This is a genomic window from Streptomyces sp. NPDC054770 (assembly GCF_053611985.1).
In genome coordinates, this window is record NZ_JBSHBL010000001.1 from 392,464 (window position 1) to 407,832 (window position 15,369).

A 15,369-nucleotide genomic window follows, 5' to 3' on the forward strand; every position below is an offset into this window, starting at 1 on the left:
GGGCGGGGGGGTTTTTTGCGCGGGGCCCCACCCCGGGGGGGGGGGGCCCCCCCCCCCCCTGGGGGCCCCCCCCCCCACCGGGATCCTCAGGTCGGTTTGGCGCCTTTGCTCATACGTCCATGGGTCCGATGCCGCCGAGCAGTGCCGACGCGGTCCTGAGCGGAGTGGGAACGCCCACGGTCGCGGCCTCGGGGCGGTCGTGGCAGGTGAAGCCGAGGCGCACCATGGCCCGGGTGACTTCGCCGGCGGTGAAGTCGCGGCGGTCCTGTCGCGTGATGACCTGACCCACCTGCTTGACGGGGTAGCGGCGGCGGCCGATCGTCACGGACTCACCCGTGACGATCTCGGGCCTGACGCTCTTCATGGAGGCCAGCACCCCGGTCCTGGTGAGGTCGAACGGGTACCTGGCGATGACGCAGCGCATGATGCCTCCCAGGGCAGAAGTCGCGGGGGAAGGAAACCGGGCTGTCCGGGGGCGCGGATCAGCGGGAGAAGGCGAGGACGCCCGGGACTCGGACGTACCCGCCGACGTCGCCGGGGCGGGCGCCGGGCGAGGGCGGCAATCCGTCGAGGACGTCCCGCAGTCGGATCCGGTCCGTGTACGTGGGACTGTCGCGGAGAACGGCGAGCCGGACCCGAGTGATCAAGTCCGTGCTCTGGTCGTCCATGTCGCACACGGTCAGGTACTCGACACCGGCGCCCGCCATGACGGCCAGAGCCACCTCGACGGTCATGTCGTCATACACCCGAGGCCCGTACGCCTCGATGTCGTCGACCAGGGTCACGGGGGCGGGGTCTTGCATGCGGTACTGCGTCTGAATTGACGTCAACGGTGCCTCCTGCGGTAAGAGTTGCTCGGTTTCGTGACCATTGCGGTCCCAGCGAGACCACGGTGGTCCGGGCACCGCGACAGCCCTTAGGCAGCCGATTCGTCGCCGGGCCGCAGCTGCGCCCTGCGGCGCGCCCCGGCGCCGACAGGTCGGCCCTGGCCGGTGCGGCCCCGGCGGCCCCGGGACGGCGAAGACGCGCGGCGGGGGCGTTCCACGACCGGAGCGGTGATGACCACCGGGACGCCGGAGGGCGCCTGGGCACCGGTGATGCGGCTCAGTTCCGCCTCGCCCGAGCGGACCGGAGTGATGTGCGGGGTGATGCCGGCCGAAGCCATCAGCCAGCTCACGCCGCGGCGCTGGTCGGGGGTCACGAGGGTGACGACGCTGCCGGACTCACCGGCGCGGGCCGTACGGCCGCCACGGTGCAGGTAGTCCTTGGGGTCGCTGGGCGGATCCACGTTGACGACCAGGTCGAGGCTGTCGACGTGGATGCCGCGGGCCGCGACGTTGGTGGCCACCAGGACCGTGACGTGACCGTCCTTGAACTGTGCCAGGGTCCGGGTGCGCTGCGGCTGGGACCTGCCACCGTGCAGGGCCGCGGCGCGGACACCGCTGTTCAGCAGGTGCTTGGTCAGCCGGTCCACGGCGTGCTTGGTGTCCAGGAACATGATGACCCGGCCGTCCCGGGCCGCGATTTCGGTGGTCGTGCGGTGCTTGTCGGCGTCATGCACGTGGAGTACGTGGTGCTCCATCGTGGTGACGGCACCGGCCGACGGGTCGACGGAGTGGACCACCGGATCGGTCAGGTAGCGGCGGACCAGCAGGTCGACGTTACGGTCCAGAGTGGCTGAGAAGAGCAACCGCTGGCCCTCGGGGCGCACCTGGTCGAGCAGGGCGGTGACCTGGGGCATGAAACCCATGTCGGTCATCTGGTCGGCCTCGTCGAGAACTGTGATGCCGACGTCGGCGAGCCGGCAGTCGCCCCGGTCGATGAGGTCCTTGAGCCGACCGGGCGTCGCGACGACCACCTCCGCACCGGCGCGCAGCGCCCCGGCCTGCCTGCCGATGGGCATTCCGCCAACGACGGTGGCGAGCCGCAGGCGCACGGAGCGGGCGTAGGGAGTGAGCGCGGCGGTGACCTGCTGGGCCAGCTCACGGGTGGGGACGAGGACGAGGGCCAGTGGCCGGCGCGGCTCGGCGCGCCGGCCCGCCGTGAGGGCCAGTACGGCAAGGCCGAAGGCGAGGGTCTTGCCCGACCCGGTGCGGCCGCGGCCGAGTACGTCACGGCCGGCCAGGGAGTTCGGCAGAGTCGCCGCCTGGATCGGAAACGGTACGGTCACGCCTTCCTGGCCGAGCGCGGTCAGCAACGGCGCCGGCATGACGAGATCGGCGAACGACTCGACAGCGGGCAACGCCGGCGTGACCGTCTTCGGCAGCGCGAACTCGCCCTGCGCGGCCCGTCGGTTTCCGTAACGGCTGGAACGGCGCGGAACGCCGGAGCGGCCTGCGGCAGCACTTCCTCCGGAGCGGTCGTATGTGCGAGTTGTGCGTGCGCGAGTTGTGCGTGTGCGGTTGATGTGGAACCTTCCTCGACGTTGGCACGCATCAAGGAATTCCCGCAGCGGAATGAGCGGCGCAGAGAATCGCGAGAACGAGCCGAAATAGACAGGGTCGAATCACCCTGAAAATAAAGCGCGCCGGGACCCGCACCCCAAGGTGCGGGTCCCGGCGGCGAAGTATGCGTCAGTGCCGGTGCGTCAGGCGGGAACGATGTTCTCGGCCGTCGGGCCCTTCTGGCCCTGCGCGATGTCGAACGACACCTTCTGGCCTTCCAGCAGCTCACGGAAGCCCTGGGCGGCGATGTTCGAGTAGTGGGCGAAGACGTCGGCGCCGCCGCCGTCCTGCTCGATGAAGCCGAATCCCTTTTCCGCGTTGAACCACTTCACAGTACCGGTAGCCATTTCGTTTCTCCTTCGGAGACGGGGTCAGGAATACGCCTTGTGCGGATTCCGTGTCGCCGTGATGATCAACCGTCGGAAAACCTTCTGGCAACCACACCTGCAACTGCCGTCGACAGTAGCACGTCGACATCGGCCGTGCGCGACAACTAATTCCGCACCGCCTGTCGCCTCAGGAATATTTGTCGTGCGCCGCGCCGATTTCTCACTTTGCGGCCACAGATATTGTCTTCCGGACTGCGGTATTGCCGCCGAGCGTTTCCGGTCACAGTGCTGTGACCTCCTTCGACAGCTTGTGCGCGGCCGATGTCGTCGTCGGCGGACGAGATGCCGACGAAATCGCCGCGACCCTCGAAGCGAGACGAAGGCCACATGGCGATCCCGGCGGGGCGACCGATGCGCCCTGGCCCTGGCCCCGAGGACGATGGCGCCAGGCGCGCGTCTCCGCCGTGCTGGGCATACGTGGTCACGGCGCTTGCGCTGCAACGTGGCTGTCCGAAGAGGAGTCGGGCCCTGCAGCTCGGCAAGGTCATTGCGCCGTGACACTGGGAGACCGACGACCACAAGTACAAGGTCGCCGATCACGATGACAAGTTCGGCGTGATCACCGCTTTCTGCCAGGGTGTCAACAAATGCCCGGAGGCGTTGAACCGAATATGGCGGAGCACCCGATGAAGTGGGACCAGACGGGCCTGTCCGAACTGCAGGCGCAGGTGGCGCACGGGATGCTGAGCCGTGTCACGGCTTTCACGTTCTGACCTGACGTCCGGCTTGTGCGCGGCGTGGTGACCTTCCCGGACCGGCCCGGCGCCGGCCGCGTCGTCCTGCGGGACGGGTAACGCCTCGACAGGTCCGTCGCCTTCGACCTGCCCCTGACGGACGCCCAAGGTGGAAACATCCCCCGGGGGGACCTCGCGGGCGCCCTGTGCGGCGTGCTGGCCGACCGCTCCGAACGCGCGGTCGCAGAGGCACCGCGCGACGCATTCGGGATCCCCGTGATCGACGCATCCGCCGCCGTTCGCACCTTCGTCGTCGAGCCGCGGTTCAAGGTGCCGGACGCACGACATGCCGCGGCGGCGGCATTCTCCCTGGCCCCCGAGACGGAGGAGCCTCCGGAACCGCGCCTGCGCCGCTGCTTTTCAACCAGGCGACGTGCCGCCTCTGCCTGGAACCAGTAGAGAAAGTTGTAACTCACCGGGTGCGGTGAGGTGTTGACGGTATTTGGCGCGTTCAGTCGAGGAAGCGCCCCATAGGATCTCAGCTGTGGCCAAAGACGTTGTGCTGTGGGACTTCGATGGGACGTTGGCGTTCCGGGACGGCAAGTGGCGTGGCTGTCTGATGGACGCGTTGACCGAAGTCGCTCCGGGGCACGGAGTGACCGCCGCAGAGGTGGCGCCTGGGCTGCGGGACGGCTTCCCGTGGCATCGGCCGGATACCGGGCATCCTGATCTGAGCAGCCCTGACGCGTGGTGGCACGCGTTGCAACCACTCTTCGTCAACGCGTACATACGGGCGGGCGTGGTTGAGGACCTGGCATTCCCGGCCGCACAGCTGGTCCGCAAGCACTACACGGCCCCGGGCTACTGGACGGTCTTCAAGAACAGTACTGCTGCGCTGGAGGAGTTGGCCGAGGCCGGTTGGCGGCACATCGTCGTCAGTAACCACGTCCCGGAACTCGGCACGCTCCTTCGTGACCTCGGTCTGCACGAGCACTTCGCAAGCGTCGTCAACTCCGCGCTGGTCGGCTGGGAAAAGCCGCATCGCCGAATCTTCGAGGCCGCGTTGGATCTGGCCGGCCACCCCGAACGGATTTGGATGGTCGGCGACAACCCGGTGGCCGACATCGCCGGGGCCCGAGCCGCCGGAATCCCCGGCATCCTCGTCAGCCCTGGCCAGGACGGATTGCAGCCAGCAGTACGACGCATCCTCAACAAGGTGCCCTAGTCCGGCTGTCAACCCGGTGCATCACCACCCAAGGGCACGGGGTTTGACGTCGTATGTGCAGTACGGGAGTTCAGCTTCGTGACGGTGGGCGAGCGGCACGAACATCACTGGTCGGATCGTCCAGGTAATACGGGTGCCAGCCTGGGTGACTGACACCGTGCAGGACTCGGCACGCAAAAGGGCTCTCCTCGTCGCGATGCGACCGTTGTACAGCCATTCCCACGCTTCCTGGGACGCGTCGGGGTCGAGTACAGGGGAGATGGTGCGGAGCGCGATCGCTACCCATCGGCCAGCTTGTGGGGCTGAGTACGCGTCGAAGGATGCGCGGAGGACCGGCCATGCCTCCTTGGCGATGTCCTCGGTCCAGCACTCGCACCAGTAGCCCCGCTGCGGCTTGTCCATCAGCACGGGTGACCGCCGGCGCGGGGTCGTGTGAGCAGTTCGGCGGTGACCGTGTGGCCGCTGTCGCTCTCGTGGACGTCGTCTACATCGAGGACGGAGAGTCGTCCCTGATCAAGGTCACCGTGCCGGAGGGCGGTGTCTCGGAAGGGCTCGTCCTCGGCTCGCCCATCTCGCTTCCGGGGCTCAACGCCCGGCCGTGGGAGTCCGTGTTCAACGGCCAGCAGCGCCACGGCATCGCCTACCGCGCCGCCGCCGTCACCCCGGCCGCGTTCCCAGCCGCCATGGGGGCCACCGCCTGATGACCGACCTGACGCCCCTCCTCGAAGTGGGTGGTCCTGTCGCCGCGCTCGGCGGCGGGGCCGCCTACGCCCGGGCCAAGCACCCCGGGGTCTACTGGTCATGTCGGAGGACCGTTATCCACGGTCCGCCTGCTCAGCTCGTACGGCTCCGTCATGGAAGCCTGCGGCCTGACCGTGGCGCCCTCCCGGCTGCGGGTCCTCGCCCTCAAGGCCACCACGCGTCGCGAGATACGGCCCGTACCCCCGCGCCGGGGCATCCTCCGCTCCACCTCGACCGGGCTGCGGCTTCGCCGGCACCGGCCTCAGCGCCGCCGAGACCCGGCTTGCCGCATCCCTCGAACCAGCCCTCGGAACGGAAGGAGAACCCACCGCATGACCGACCGCTACCTGTCCGTCGACCAGGTCGCCGAGCTGCTCGGCACGACCAACCGCTTCCCCCGGCGGCTGATCGAGGAAAGGGGCATCCGGTACATGAAGGTCGGTCGGCACGTACGCATCCCGGAGAGCGCCGTCGACGAGTTCATCCAGTCCCGCACGGTGGATCCGCTGAGGCGTCCCCGCACTGGCTTCAGGAGGGCCGCCTGATGGCCGACAACAAGGGCAGGCGCCGCCGCTTCGGCGCGATCAGACGGCTTCCTTCAGGCCGGGTCCCGGCCGAACCAGATGAGGAGGCCGGCGGCCCGGCTTCGAGCACCTCAGTGTGCGAGAAGGCGTCGGCGAGCGCCTGGGCGAGCGCGAACCGCACCGCGGCGTCCTGGCGGGTGGCGATCACCAGAGCGGGCTGGGGGGACCCGGCCCGCATGAAACGCCGGGCCCCCGGTGGCCGCCGGCTCCTTGAGATCGCGCGCGAACCCACGCCCCGACCTCATCCGCGAGAACAGCGCGACCAGCCTGGCCCGGTCCTCCGGCCGAAGGCCCGCCACCACATCCCCTGCGGCCGGAGTGCGAGGCCGTGCAGCAGCATCCGCAGGCCGGCGTCAGGCGCGTACCGCACGAGGGAACGAACGAGAGACCAGGAAACGCGCTCCGTGCACGGTGCGAAAACGATCCGGGCGCCGATGCGCGTACGCCGGTCGGGCCAGGGCAGCGGTCCGGCCGCGCTCCGCAGGTTCAGCTTCCGGACCAGGACGGAGTGGCGTGCCGCCACCGCATCCGCCGCCCGCGGGATCCGCAGCGAGCGGCACGCGGAGGTCCACGCCGATCCATCCGGTCTCGGTCACGTGCTCCGTCCGCCAGGGGCTTTCGTCCTCCCGCCCCGGAGACCGACGAGCGCTCGGGCACCTGTCGAATTCCTGTCATCACTCATACCCCAGTTGCCCGTTCCTCCCGATCGTCACTACGGTGCCCATTGAGATTTCACAGGGAATCCAATGGAAGGGTCTGCCATGCCCCTGCCAAGGCGTTACCAGGCTGCACCGTCTCCGGCTGCGCCTGCTTCCCGAACCGCTCCACCCGGCCACTGAGCACGGCCGTTCCGGCCACCTTCGCCGCGGTTGACGCCGCCCGCGGGTACCGTCCTCGCATTTCCCGCAGCCCAGCCGCGTTCAGCCGGTCCTTTCACCGCGTCGCGCACCACGGCATGGGCCGGACCGGACCTTCCAGGCCGCAGCCCACTCGGGTGCCCACTGCCATCGCACTTCGGCCTGCGACGTGCCCCGTACGGAAGTGCGACCGCGCCCGGCCGCCATGAGCCACCGCTCGACCTGACCCTCCCGGCTCTCACCCCCCACCAGCCTTCGGGCGGGACCTCGCCCGAATCGGAAAGAGAGACCCATGAACTCCACGCACAGCGGCGAGCCTCTCGACTACCTCGTGGTCGGTGGCGGCCCTGCGGGCCTCCAGCTAGGGCAGTTACTCCAGGCGGCCGGACACGGATACCGGATCCTGGAGAGCGGCCGCGCACCAGGCACCTTCTTCCGTACGTTCCCCCGCCACCGCAAGCTGATCTCCATCAACAAGGTGCACAACGGCACCGACGATCCCGAGCTGAATCTCCGGATGGACTGGAACTCCCTGCTGTCTCCGGACGACCGGATGCTGTTCACCCGCTACAGCAAGCGTTACTTTCCGCACGCCGACGATCTGGTGCGTTATCTTGCCGACTTCGCCGAGGCGTTCAAGCTGGACATCGCATACGACACCCGGGCGGACCGGATCCGACGCGACGACGACGGCTTCACCGTCACCGACCAGCACGGGCAGGAGCATCACGCCCGACGCCTGGTGATGGCCACCGGGCTCACCCGGCCCAACACCCCGGACATTCCCGGGATCGAGACCGCCGAGGACTACTCCGTCGTCTCCGTGGACCCCGAGGACTTCACCGATCGGCGCGTCCTGATCATCGGCAAGGGCAACTCCGCACTGGAGACCGCTGACAACCTTGTCGAGACCGCCGCCGTCATCCATGTCGCCGGCCCGCACTCCGTCCGCATGGCCTGGAACAGCCACTACGTCGGCCACCTCCGCGCGGTGAACAACAACTTCCTCGACACCTACCAACTCAAGTCGCAGAACGCCCTGTTGGACGGCAACGTACTCTCGATCGAGAAGGACCCGGACGGCATGTACCGGGTCCGCTTCAGCTTCTCCCGGGCCGACGAGGTCGTGAAGGAGCTGCGCTACGACCGAGTGATCGTCTGCACGGGATTCCGCTTCGACGCCTCGGTGTTCGACCCCGAGTGCCGTCCCACGCTGGTCATCGACGACCGCTTCGCCGCCCTCTCCCCGGCATACGAGTCGGTGAACGTGCCCGGCCTCTACTTCGCCGGAACGCTGATGCAGCAGCGCGACTTCAAGAAGTCCACCGGCGGCTTCATCCACGGTTTCCGGTACGCCGTACGCGCCCTCGGCCGCATCCTCGACGAGCGCCACCACGACCGGCCCTGGCCGTACCGCCCGCTGGAGACGTCCCCGTCCGCGCTGGCGGACGCCGTGGTGGCCAGGGTCAACCGCAGTTCGGCGCTCTGGCAGCAGTTCGGTGTCATCGGGGACCTGATCGCCGCGCCGCCCGGCGAACCGGCCCGCTACCACGAGGAGGTGCCGGTCGCGTACGCCCATGAAAGCCACCTCGCGCAGAACGGCGACTACTTCACCGTGACGCTGGAATACGGCCCGGACCACGACAAGGTCGACCCCTTCGACATCACCGTGCGCCGCACCGCCCAGAACTCGGTCGACGACGCCTTCGACGCGGCGTACCTCCACCCGGTGATCCGGCACCACGGCGGCGGCGAGCTCCTCGGCACCCACCACATGGCCGAGAACCTGGAGAACCACTGGGACCACCCGGACGTCCACCGCGCCCCGCTGGCCGAGTTCTTCGCCGGTGCCCGGGCCCGCCGGCCGAGCCCCGCCGGGCGGTGAGCGGCGTGCAGTACACCGTCCACGACTTCGAGACCGCGGCGCGCGCCGAACTGGACCCCGTGTACGCCGACTTCATCGCCGGCGGAGCACGGGACGAGATCACCGTACGGGCCAACGAGGCGGCGTTCAGGCGGCTGCAACTGCTGCCCCGGGTGCTGCGGGGCAGCGCCGTACGGGACTTGGACATCGGCCTGCTGGGCAGCCGGGCTCGGCTGCCGATCCTGCTCTCCCCGACCGCCTTCCACAAACTGGTCCATCCGGACGGGGAGGTGGCGACCGCCCGGGCCGCGGCCGCCGCCGGCGCCATCATGATCGTGTCCATGGCGTCCACGGTGTCGGTGGGCGAGATCGCCGCCGCGGCCCGCGCGGCCGGCGACGACGTACCGCTGTGGTTCCAGCTCTACGTCCAGCCCGACCTGGAGATCACCGAGGCACTGGTCCGGCGGGCCACCGACGCTGGGTGCACCGCGCTGGTGGTCACCGTGGACTCCCCGGTGCTGGGCGCGGGCGAACGCAACCGGCGCAACGGCTTCCACGACCTGCCACCCGGCCTGCGCTGCGAGAACCTGGTGGACCTGCGCGACGGCGAGCGCGGGCACGTACGCCAGATCGCCATGTCCCCCGAGCTGAACTGGGACCACGTCGACTGGCTGCGCCAAACCACCTCGCTGCCCGTCCTGCTCAAAGGCGTGCTGCACCCCGAGGACGCCCGGCTCGCGGTCCGGCACGGTGTCGACGGGCTGCTGCTGTCCAACCACGGCGGACGCCAACTCGACACCGTACCCGCCACGTTGGAGCTGCTGCCCGAGATCCTCGCCGCCGTCGCGGGCCGCATCCCGGTCGTGCTGGACGGAGGCGTCCGGCGCGGCACCGACGTGGTCAAGGCGCTGGCGCTCGGCGCGTCCGCCGTGGGCATCGGCCGGCCTGTGATGTGGGCCCTGGCCGAGGGCGGCGAGAAGGGCGTACGGCGTCTCCTCGAACTGCTGCGGGACGAACTCGACGACACCCTGGCCCTGTGCGGGGCGTCCGGACTCGCCGACCTGACGCCCGATCTGGTCCGGGTGCCTCTGTGGGGTCCGGTGCCGGGTTCCGCCGTGACGCCCGGGGCGGACCACCGGTTCGGCGGGGTGGTCGCATGAGTGCCACCGGATGGCTCGTCTGGCTCGTCACGGGCGCGGTCGTGGCCCTGGTGGCCGGTCTGCCGTACTGGCTGCCCAGGGCGGTGATCGCGCTGCGCGCGCGCATCTTCGCCCGGGTGGGCGGCGAGGAGGGTCTCCGGGCGCCCGGCCGGGAGGTGCCCGCCGAGGAGTTCAAGAGGGTGTACGGGCATCCCGCGGCGAACGGCCGCAGCCGGGGCGCCGCGCTGTCCGACCTGTTCTGGTACTGGCTGTCGCCCGGCCCGGAGGTGCACCAGGAGCACCTGGAGCCCGGGCCGCGCTACGACGACGTGGCCAGGACCACGCGGCAGATCCTGGCCGGGCTGTCGCGTGCGCAGTGGACGGAGCTGGTCGGCCGTTGCACCCGCCGGGTGCTCGGTGAACTCGGCGCCCGCCCGGCCCACGGCGTGCACGGGGTCAGGCTGCGGGACCTGATGATGCCCGTCTGGGCCGAGGTCTACTACGAGGCGGTCTTCCGGGAACCGTGCCCGCGCCCCGTCCGGGACCTGATCACCGGGAACGCGGACGACGTGGTGAGCGCCCTGAAGTGCACCAGCCTCAGGCACATGGACCGGCGGGCCCGGCTCACGGAGTACCTGCGGGCCCGGCTGGCGCACGACCCCCCGCCCGTACCGTTGCCGTCCTCGCTCACCGCGCGGGAGCAGGCGTACTACCTGCAGGGCACGTTCTTCAACACCGCCGTGGTGCAGATGTCGGAGGCGATGGCCCATCTGCTGCTCGCCCTCGCCACGCACCGGCCGCTCCAGGACCGCCTGCTGTCCGGTGCGGAGGACCCGGACTTCCTGGACCGGGTCATCAACGAGACGCTGCGGCACTTCCCGCTCTTCGGCGTGGCCCACCGGATCACCTCCGGGGAGATCCCCCGGGACGGCCAGGGCCCCATCCCGGCCGGCTCCGTCCTGTTGTTCAACTATCCCGAGTACCAGGGGTCCGGAGGTGACTCGTTCGACCCGGACCGCTGGCTGGAGTCCGGCACCCGGCCGTCCGCCTTCATCCCGTTCGGGGTGACCGCCAACCGGCCGTGCCCGGCGCGTGGTTTCGCCGTCCTCACCATGCGGGTCGCCGCCGAAGAGGTGCTGCGCGGCTTCCGCCTGGAGTCCTCGGTGGAACACACCCGCTCGCTGCCCAGCCGCGGCCCCTGCCTGCTCGTCCCGCGCAGCGCCGCGGCGGCCGGGAGCCCGGCCCGCAGACGGACCCGGCTCGCGGCCATGCGCGTCGCGGACCGCTGGGCGACGGTCCCGCGCAGCCTCACCCAACTCGTCCTCGGCAGCTACATGGTGTGGGACGCCCGGCGCCAGGGCCTGTGCCGGAACTACTTCGCCGCCTCCTCCGGAGGCCCCACCGCCTCCGTCACCGTCGGACGTTGAGAGGAACGGGACCATGACTCCTGTGGAGCTCGCTCCCGCCTTCTTCCTGGCCGTCGTCGTCATTCTGCTGACGTGCCGTCTGGTCACGCTGGTGGCGGGCCGCTTCGGCCAGCCGCCCGTGGTCGGCGAGATGATCGCCGGGGTGATGCTGGGCCCGTCGCTGTTCGGGCTGATCGCCCCGGGCGTCTCCGCCCACGTCTTCCCACCGGAACTCAAACCGGTGCTGTACGTGGCCGGTCAGATCGGGCTGGTGACCCTGATGTTCGCCGCCGGATACGAGTTCAGGGCACACGCCGGGCGCGGCCTGGCGGGCACCGCCGCCGTGGTCTCCTCGGCCGGCGTGGGGATCCCGCTGGTGCTGGGCGCGGGGTTGACCCTCGTCGCCCACGGCCACGTCGGCATCTTCGTCGACGGGGTCTCGGTCTGGGTGACGGCCGCGTTCGTCGGTGTCGCCCTGTCGATCACCGCCTTCCCGATGCTGGCCCGGATCATCACCGAACGGGGGCTGGCCGGTTCCCGGTTCGGCTCGCTCGCCCTGGCGTCCGGGGCCACCGACGACGCCGTCGCCTGGATCATGCTCGCCGGGGTGCTGAGCGTGGCCTCCGGCAAGGTGGAGCCCGTCGTGAAGGCCGTCGGCGGCTCCGTGCTGTTCGTGGCCGTACTGTTCCTGCTGGGACGCCGCCTGCTGGGCTGGATCGTGACCCGGCCGGGTCTGGGCGCCGACACCAGGCTCCTGTTCACTGTCGCCGTGCTGTTCTGCGCCGCCTGGTTCACCGACATCATCGGCTTGTACGCGGTGTTCGGGGCGTTCTGCATCGGGATGGCCATGCCCCGCGGCGAGGCGTCCGAACGGCTGGTGCGGACCACCCAGTCCGTGACCCAGGTGGTGTTCGTACCGATGTTCTTCACCTACTCCGGCCTGAACACCCGCTTCGACGTGTTCGCCGACCCGTCCGTGATGGCGTTCGGGGCGGCCGCGGTCGTCCTGGCGGTGGTCGGCAAGGGCGGCGGTTGCTGGGCCGCCGCCCGGCTGCGCGGCGAACCCGCCTCGGTGGCCGCCCGGGTCGGCACCTTGATGAACGCCCGCGGGCTCATGCAACTGATCGCGCTCAACATCGGGCTGTCGGCCGGCATCGTCAGCGAGGAACTGTTCGCCGCGCTGGTGCTCGTCGCCCTGGTCACGACGGTCATGACCGTTCCGCTGCTGAGCCTGCTGGACCGCCGGGACGCCAGGCCCCGGACGGCCGCGGAGACGCATGAGGGCGAGGAGCCGGTGCCGACACTGAACTGACCCGGGGTGGGCGGGGTTGCTCCGGAGAACTGACGTGGGAGCAGAATCCGGGCGTCGGTCACATCACTGCGCCGCCTCAGCGGACTGCGGCGCAGGCGCCGCATCTTCACCCGGCCGCGCCGGGACCACACCATGACCGACACCCCCTTGGCGAGTGCTGGAGTACGCCTCGGTCGTCGGTTCCACCACTCACGTCACCGACGTCGGACAGCGCGCCATCTCCCTCAGCTTCGGGAGGGCGAAGGGCCGGTACATGCTCTTCATGACCGAAGGGGCAGTGTCGTGTCGCCTCGGTCATGAGACGAGAATCAGGAGATGACTGCCGGTTCGCGTGCTCATTCCTTGTCACGTGGATCCGCGCCCAGCACGAACGCATCGCGCGCCATTGCGGCGTCCCCGCGCGTGCCGCGGTGCGTCCCGATGACGACGAGGCCATCCGGCTCGCGGGCCTGACAGGGCTGCGAGTCGCCCGCCGTCAAATCCGCTGGCATCGGGTGGTCACCCTCGACACGCACCTCGCCAACATCGGCAGCCGTTCGGCGTTCCTTGTCCTCGACCAGGCTGAACGTCGTGCCTTTCTCAAGGGGGAGCGCGGGAGACTGCGCGAGGCTTTCCCCGACGAGTTGGTGCAAGAGACCTACGTGGTCGATCTGCTGGTCGCCGCGAGTCCGTGATGCGCCAGCGGGTTCCGGCCAGCTCACTTGGGTGGCAGGCTCGCCGCAAACGCGTACCCCTCGTCGATCCACTCGCCGAGCGCCTCGTCCTCCGCGACGGCGGAGCCCGCGACCACCACCCAGCCGCGCATCGGCCGGCCCGTCATATCGAAGATCCGCGCGCCCGGACGGGCCAGTGCGGCGTCCATGGCCTCTGGACCCACTCGGACCATGAGGTCGTCGCCGGTCACCCCGACGGCCATGTTGCCGCCGTGCAGGAAGGCGATACCGCCGAACATGTGCTTCTCGGCGATGTCCGGCTCGGGGCCCAGATGCTGCCGGATCCGCTCCGCCAGTCCTTCGTCGTACGCCATCACGTGCCGCCTTCGCGATCGGTGAGCCGGCGTTCGAGATCGCGCAGGTCCTTGCCGAGAGAGGAGCGGACCTGGCGGGACGTCAGGGGTTCGGCCAGCCGGAGCAGGCCGCCGGGGCCGCCGCGAACCCGGATACCGGCCAGGGTTCCCCGCGGATGGGACTCGAAGGAGTAGGTGACGTGCATAGGCATGGGGGCGGCCGAGGCGACCATGTCCAGCAGCCGCGGCGGGTCGTACCCGGCCACCCGCAGGACGTAGTCGATGCGCCGGCCGAGGAACCGGGCCGTACGGGTGACCTCGGCACCCACGCCGAACCCACCGCCGTCCGCCCCCCTGGTCAGCTCCGCTCTGCGGATGCCCTGGGTCCACTCCGCGTCGTGACGCCAGTCCATGGCGTACGCGGCGACCCGGTCGGGCGGCAGCGGGATCACCCGGCGCACCGTCACGTCGATTGCCACAGGGCCAGGGTCCCAGCCGGTACCGGAGACCGCACCACAGCGGACGGATGCGGTCGAGGCCATTCGGAGGCACTGCTGTGGCACCTGACGTGGGTGACTCGCACGCTGGACCTCGGACATGACGACTTGCCACGCACCACGTGACGGCAGGGCCTTTCAGGAGGATCGTGTGACCGCTTCGCCGCCCCCCACTGACGCGCCGCCGGCCCGGTACGACGACCTGCGTGCCCTGGTGATCAACTGCACCCTCAAGCGTTCGCCGGAGACCAGCAACACCCAGGGGCTGATCGACCGCAGCACCGCCATCATGGACGCGCAGGGGGTACAGGTCGACGTGGTGCGGGCGGTGGACCACGACATCGCCACCGGGGTCTGGCCCGACATGCGGGAGCACGGCTGGGAGACGGACGCCTGGCCCGACCTGTACCGGCAGGTCATGGCGGCCGACATCCTCGTGCTCGCCGGCCCCATCTGGCTCGGCGACAACAGCTCCGTGACGAAGCAGGTGATCGAGCGCCTCTACGCCTGTTCCAGCCTGCTCAACGAAGCGGGCCAGTACGCCTATTACGGCCGGGTCGGCGGCTGCCTGATCACCGGCAACGAGGACGGCGTCAAGCACTGCGCCATGAACGTCCTCTACAGCCTCCAGCATCTGGGGTACACGATCCCTCCCCAGGCGGACGCCGGCTGGATCGGCGAGGCGGGCCCCGGCCCCTCCTACCTCGACCCCGGCTCCGGGGGCCCGGAGAACGACTTCACCAACCGCAACACCACCTTCATGACCTGGAACCTGCTCCACCTGGCCCGCGCGCTGAAGGACCTCGGGGGCATCCCCGCCTACGGCAACCAGCGCACGGCCTGGGACGCCGGCTGCCGCCACGACTACGAGAACCCCGAACACCGGTAGGGACACCAGTGGCCGGAGCAGCCGGGCACAGCCCGGAAGCAGCGTCCGTCTCCGCCACCGAGCGTGGCACGCCGCATCGTCAGCCCAGCGCGTCGAGAGCCGCGAGGATGCCGGCGGGTTCGGCAGAGGTGACGAAGGCCCACCGGCCACCCGGGCAGTAATTCCCGCTGACGCCGGTGGGCGCACGGCCGGCGACAGAAGGATGCGAGCCCCTCTGTCGTCGAGCGTGCCGAGGGCATCCCCGCCCGCGGCGCGCTCGTCGACCGCACGGCCGTGGAAGAACGCACCACCCCTGACAAGGGCGGCGCGACCGCGAGGCACGGAGGTCTGGAGATCAACGAG

General features: G+C 70.0%; 16 protein-coding genes and 3 pseudogenes. 10 read left to right on the forward strand and 9 right to left on the reverse strand.

Translation table 11 applies throughout. The features are described from left to right. Window positions 1-109: 109 nt before the first annotated feature. From ACWGKQ_RS01620 to ACWGKQ_RS01640, 5 genes are all read right to left on the reverse strand, one after another. Window positions 110-424, reverse strand: a complete 315-nt coding sequence (locus ACWGKQ_RS01620) for an SCO5918 family protein (protein WP_453289846.1) — start codon at window positions 422-424, stop codon at window positions 110-112. Between the two features lie 58 nt (window positions 425-482). Beyond that, window positions 483-803 (reverse strand): CBS domain-containing protein, encoded by a 321-nt coding sequence (locus ACWGKQ_RS01625; protein WP_453289847.1) that lies wholly within the window; start codon window positions 801-803, stop codon window positions 483-485. A gap of 113 nt (window positions 804-916) precedes the next feature. Then, on the reverse strand, window positions 917-2,407 hold the full coding sequence (locus ACWGKQ_RS01630; RefSeq protein WP_453290003.1) for a DEAD/DEAH box helicase: 1,491 nt from the start codon (window positions 2,405-2,407) through the stop codon (window positions 917-919). A 180-nt stretch (window positions 2,408-2,587) separates the two neighbouring features. After that, entirely contained in the window at window positions 2,588-2,791 is a 204-nt protein-coding gene (locus ACWGKQ_RS01635) for a cold-shock protein (RefSeq protein ID WP_004986771.1), read from the reverse strand. A 578-nt stretch (window positions 2,792-3,369) separates the two neighbouring features. Further along, window positions 3,370-3,675, reverse strand: coding sequence for a hypothetical protein (locus ACWGKQ_RS01640; RefSeq protein WP_453289848.1), 306 nt, complete (start codon window positions 3,673-3,675; stop codon window positions 3,370-3,372). Between the two features lie 376 nt (window positions 3,676-4,051). On the opposite strand from ACWGKQ_RS01640, the gene ACWGKQ_RS01645 reads away from it, so the two are divergent. After that, window positions 4,052-4,732 (forward strand): HAD family hydrolase, encoded by a 681-nt coding sequence (locus ACWGKQ_RS01645; RefSeq protein WP_453289849.1) that lies wholly within the window; start codon window positions 4,052-4,054, stop codon window positions 4,730-4,732. Between the two features lie 21 nt (window positions 4,733-4,753). Here the strand turns inward: ACWGKQ_RS01645 and ACWGKQ_RS01650 are convergent, their stop codons facing one another. Then, window positions 4,754-5,134: a hypothetical protein gene (locus ACWGKQ_RS01650; RefSeq protein WP_453290004.1), complete on the reverse strand. Its 381-nt coding sequence runs from the start codon at window positions 5,132-5,134 to the stop codon at window positions 4,754-4,756. A 74-nt stretch (window positions 5,135-5,208) separates the two neighbouring features. Here ACWGKQ_RS01650 and ACWGKQ_RS01655 point away from each other — a divergent pair. The 3 genes and pseudogenes from ACWGKQ_RS01655 to ACWGKQ_RS01665 form a co-directional block, all read left to right on the forward strand. Then, window positions 5,209-5,433 (forward strand): annotated as a pseudogene (locus ACWGKQ_RS01655) (hypothetical protein); the annotation flags it as partial. Beyond that, a pseudogene (locus ACWGKQ_RS01660) lies at window positions 5,433-5,724 on the forward strand (FtsK/SpoIIIE domain-containing protein); the annotation flags it as partial. The pseudogenes ACWGKQ_RS01655 and ACWGKQ_RS01660, both read left to right, overlap by 1 nt. A gap of 81 nt (window positions 5,725-5,805) precedes the next feature. Next, a complete protein-coding gene (locus ACWGKQ_RS01665; protein ID WP_453290005.1) occupies window positions 5,806-6,018 on the forward strand; it encodes a helix-turn-helix domain-containing protein in 213 nt (70 codons plus the stop codon). Here the strand turns inward: ACWGKQ_RS01665 and ACWGKQ_RS01670 are convergent. Beyond that, window positions 6,002-6,205, reverse strand: a complete 204-nt coding sequence (locus tag ACWGKQ_RS01670) for a hypothetical protein (RefSeq protein ID WP_453289850.1) — start codon at window positions 6,203-6,205, stop codon at window positions 6,002-6,004. The two genes, ACWGKQ_RS01665 and ACWGKQ_RS01670, sit on opposite strands and share 17 nt — an antisense overlap. Before the next feature lie 1,001 nt (window positions 6,206-7,206). Between ACWGKQ_RS01670 and ACWGKQ_RS01675 the strand changes: the two genes are divergently transcribed. The 5 genes and pseudogenes from ACWGKQ_RS01675 to ACWGKQ_RS01695 all read left to right on the forward strand — a co-directional run. Further along, complete coding sequence (locus ACWGKQ_RS01675; RefSeq protein ID WP_453289851.1) at window positions 7,207-8,799, forward strand: NAD(P)-binding domain-containing protein; 1,593 nt, start codon at window positions 7,207-7,209, stop codon at window positions 8,797-8,799. A 5-nt stretch (window positions 8,800-8,804) separates the two neighbouring features. Then, window positions 8,805-9,938, forward strand: a complete 1,134-nt coding sequence (locus ACWGKQ_RS01680) for an alpha-hydroxy acid oxidase (protein ID WP_453289852.1) — start codon at window positions 8,805-8,807, stop codon at window positions 9,936-9,938. Continuing rightward, window positions 9,935-11,344 carry a cytochrome P450 gene (locus tag ACWGKQ_RS01685; RefSeq protein WP_453289853.1) on the forward strand — a complete coding sequence of 470 codons (1,410 nt, stop codon included), beginning with the start codon at window positions 9,935-9,937 and terminating at the stop codon, window positions 11,342-11,344. The genes ACWGKQ_RS01680 and ACWGKQ_RS01685 overlap by 4 nt, the downstream gene beginning before the upstream one ends. 13 nt (window positions 11,345-11,357) lie before the next feature. Next, the gene (locus ACWGKQ_RS01690) at window positions 11,358-12,635 is read left to right on the forward strand and encodes a cation:proton antiporter (protein WP_453289854.1); all 1,278 of its coding nucleotides are present in this window, start codon (window positions 11,358-11,360) and stop codon (window positions 12,633-12,635) included. A 335-nt stretch (window positions 12,636-12,970) separates the two neighbouring features. Next, window positions 12,971-13,309: pseudogene (locus ACWGKQ_RS01695) on the forward strand (SAM-dependent methyltransferase); the annotation flags it as partial. Between the two features lie 23 nt (window positions 13,310-13,332). On the opposite strand, the gene ACWGKQ_RS01700 reads toward ACWGKQ_RS01695, so the two are convergent. Together ACWGKQ_RS01700 and ACWGKQ_RS01705 are read right to left on the reverse strand one after the other, a co-directional pair. Then, the gene (locus ACWGKQ_RS01700; RefSeq protein ID WP_453289855.1) at window positions 13,333-13,662 is read right to left on the reverse strand and encodes a TfoX/Sxy family protein; all 330 of its coding nucleotides are present in this window, start codon (window positions 13,660-13,662) and stop codon (window positions 13,333-13,335) included. Then, a complete protein-coding gene (locus ACWGKQ_RS01705) occupies window positions 13,662-14,120 on the reverse strand; it encodes an SRPBCC family protein (protein ID WP_453289856.1) in 459 nt (152 codons plus the stop codon). The genes ACWGKQ_RS01700 and ACWGKQ_RS01705 overlap by 1 nt, the downstream gene beginning before the upstream one ends. Window positions 14,121-14,289: 169 nt before the next feature. On the opposite strand from ACWGKQ_RS01705, the gene ACWGKQ_RS01710 reads away from it, so the two are divergent. Further along, complete coding sequence (locus ACWGKQ_RS01710) at window positions 14,290-15,027, forward strand: flavodoxin family protein (protein ID WP_453289857.1); 738 nt, start codon at window positions 14,290-14,292, stop codon at window positions 15,025-15,027. Window positions 15,028-15,369: the final 342 nt, after the last annotated feature.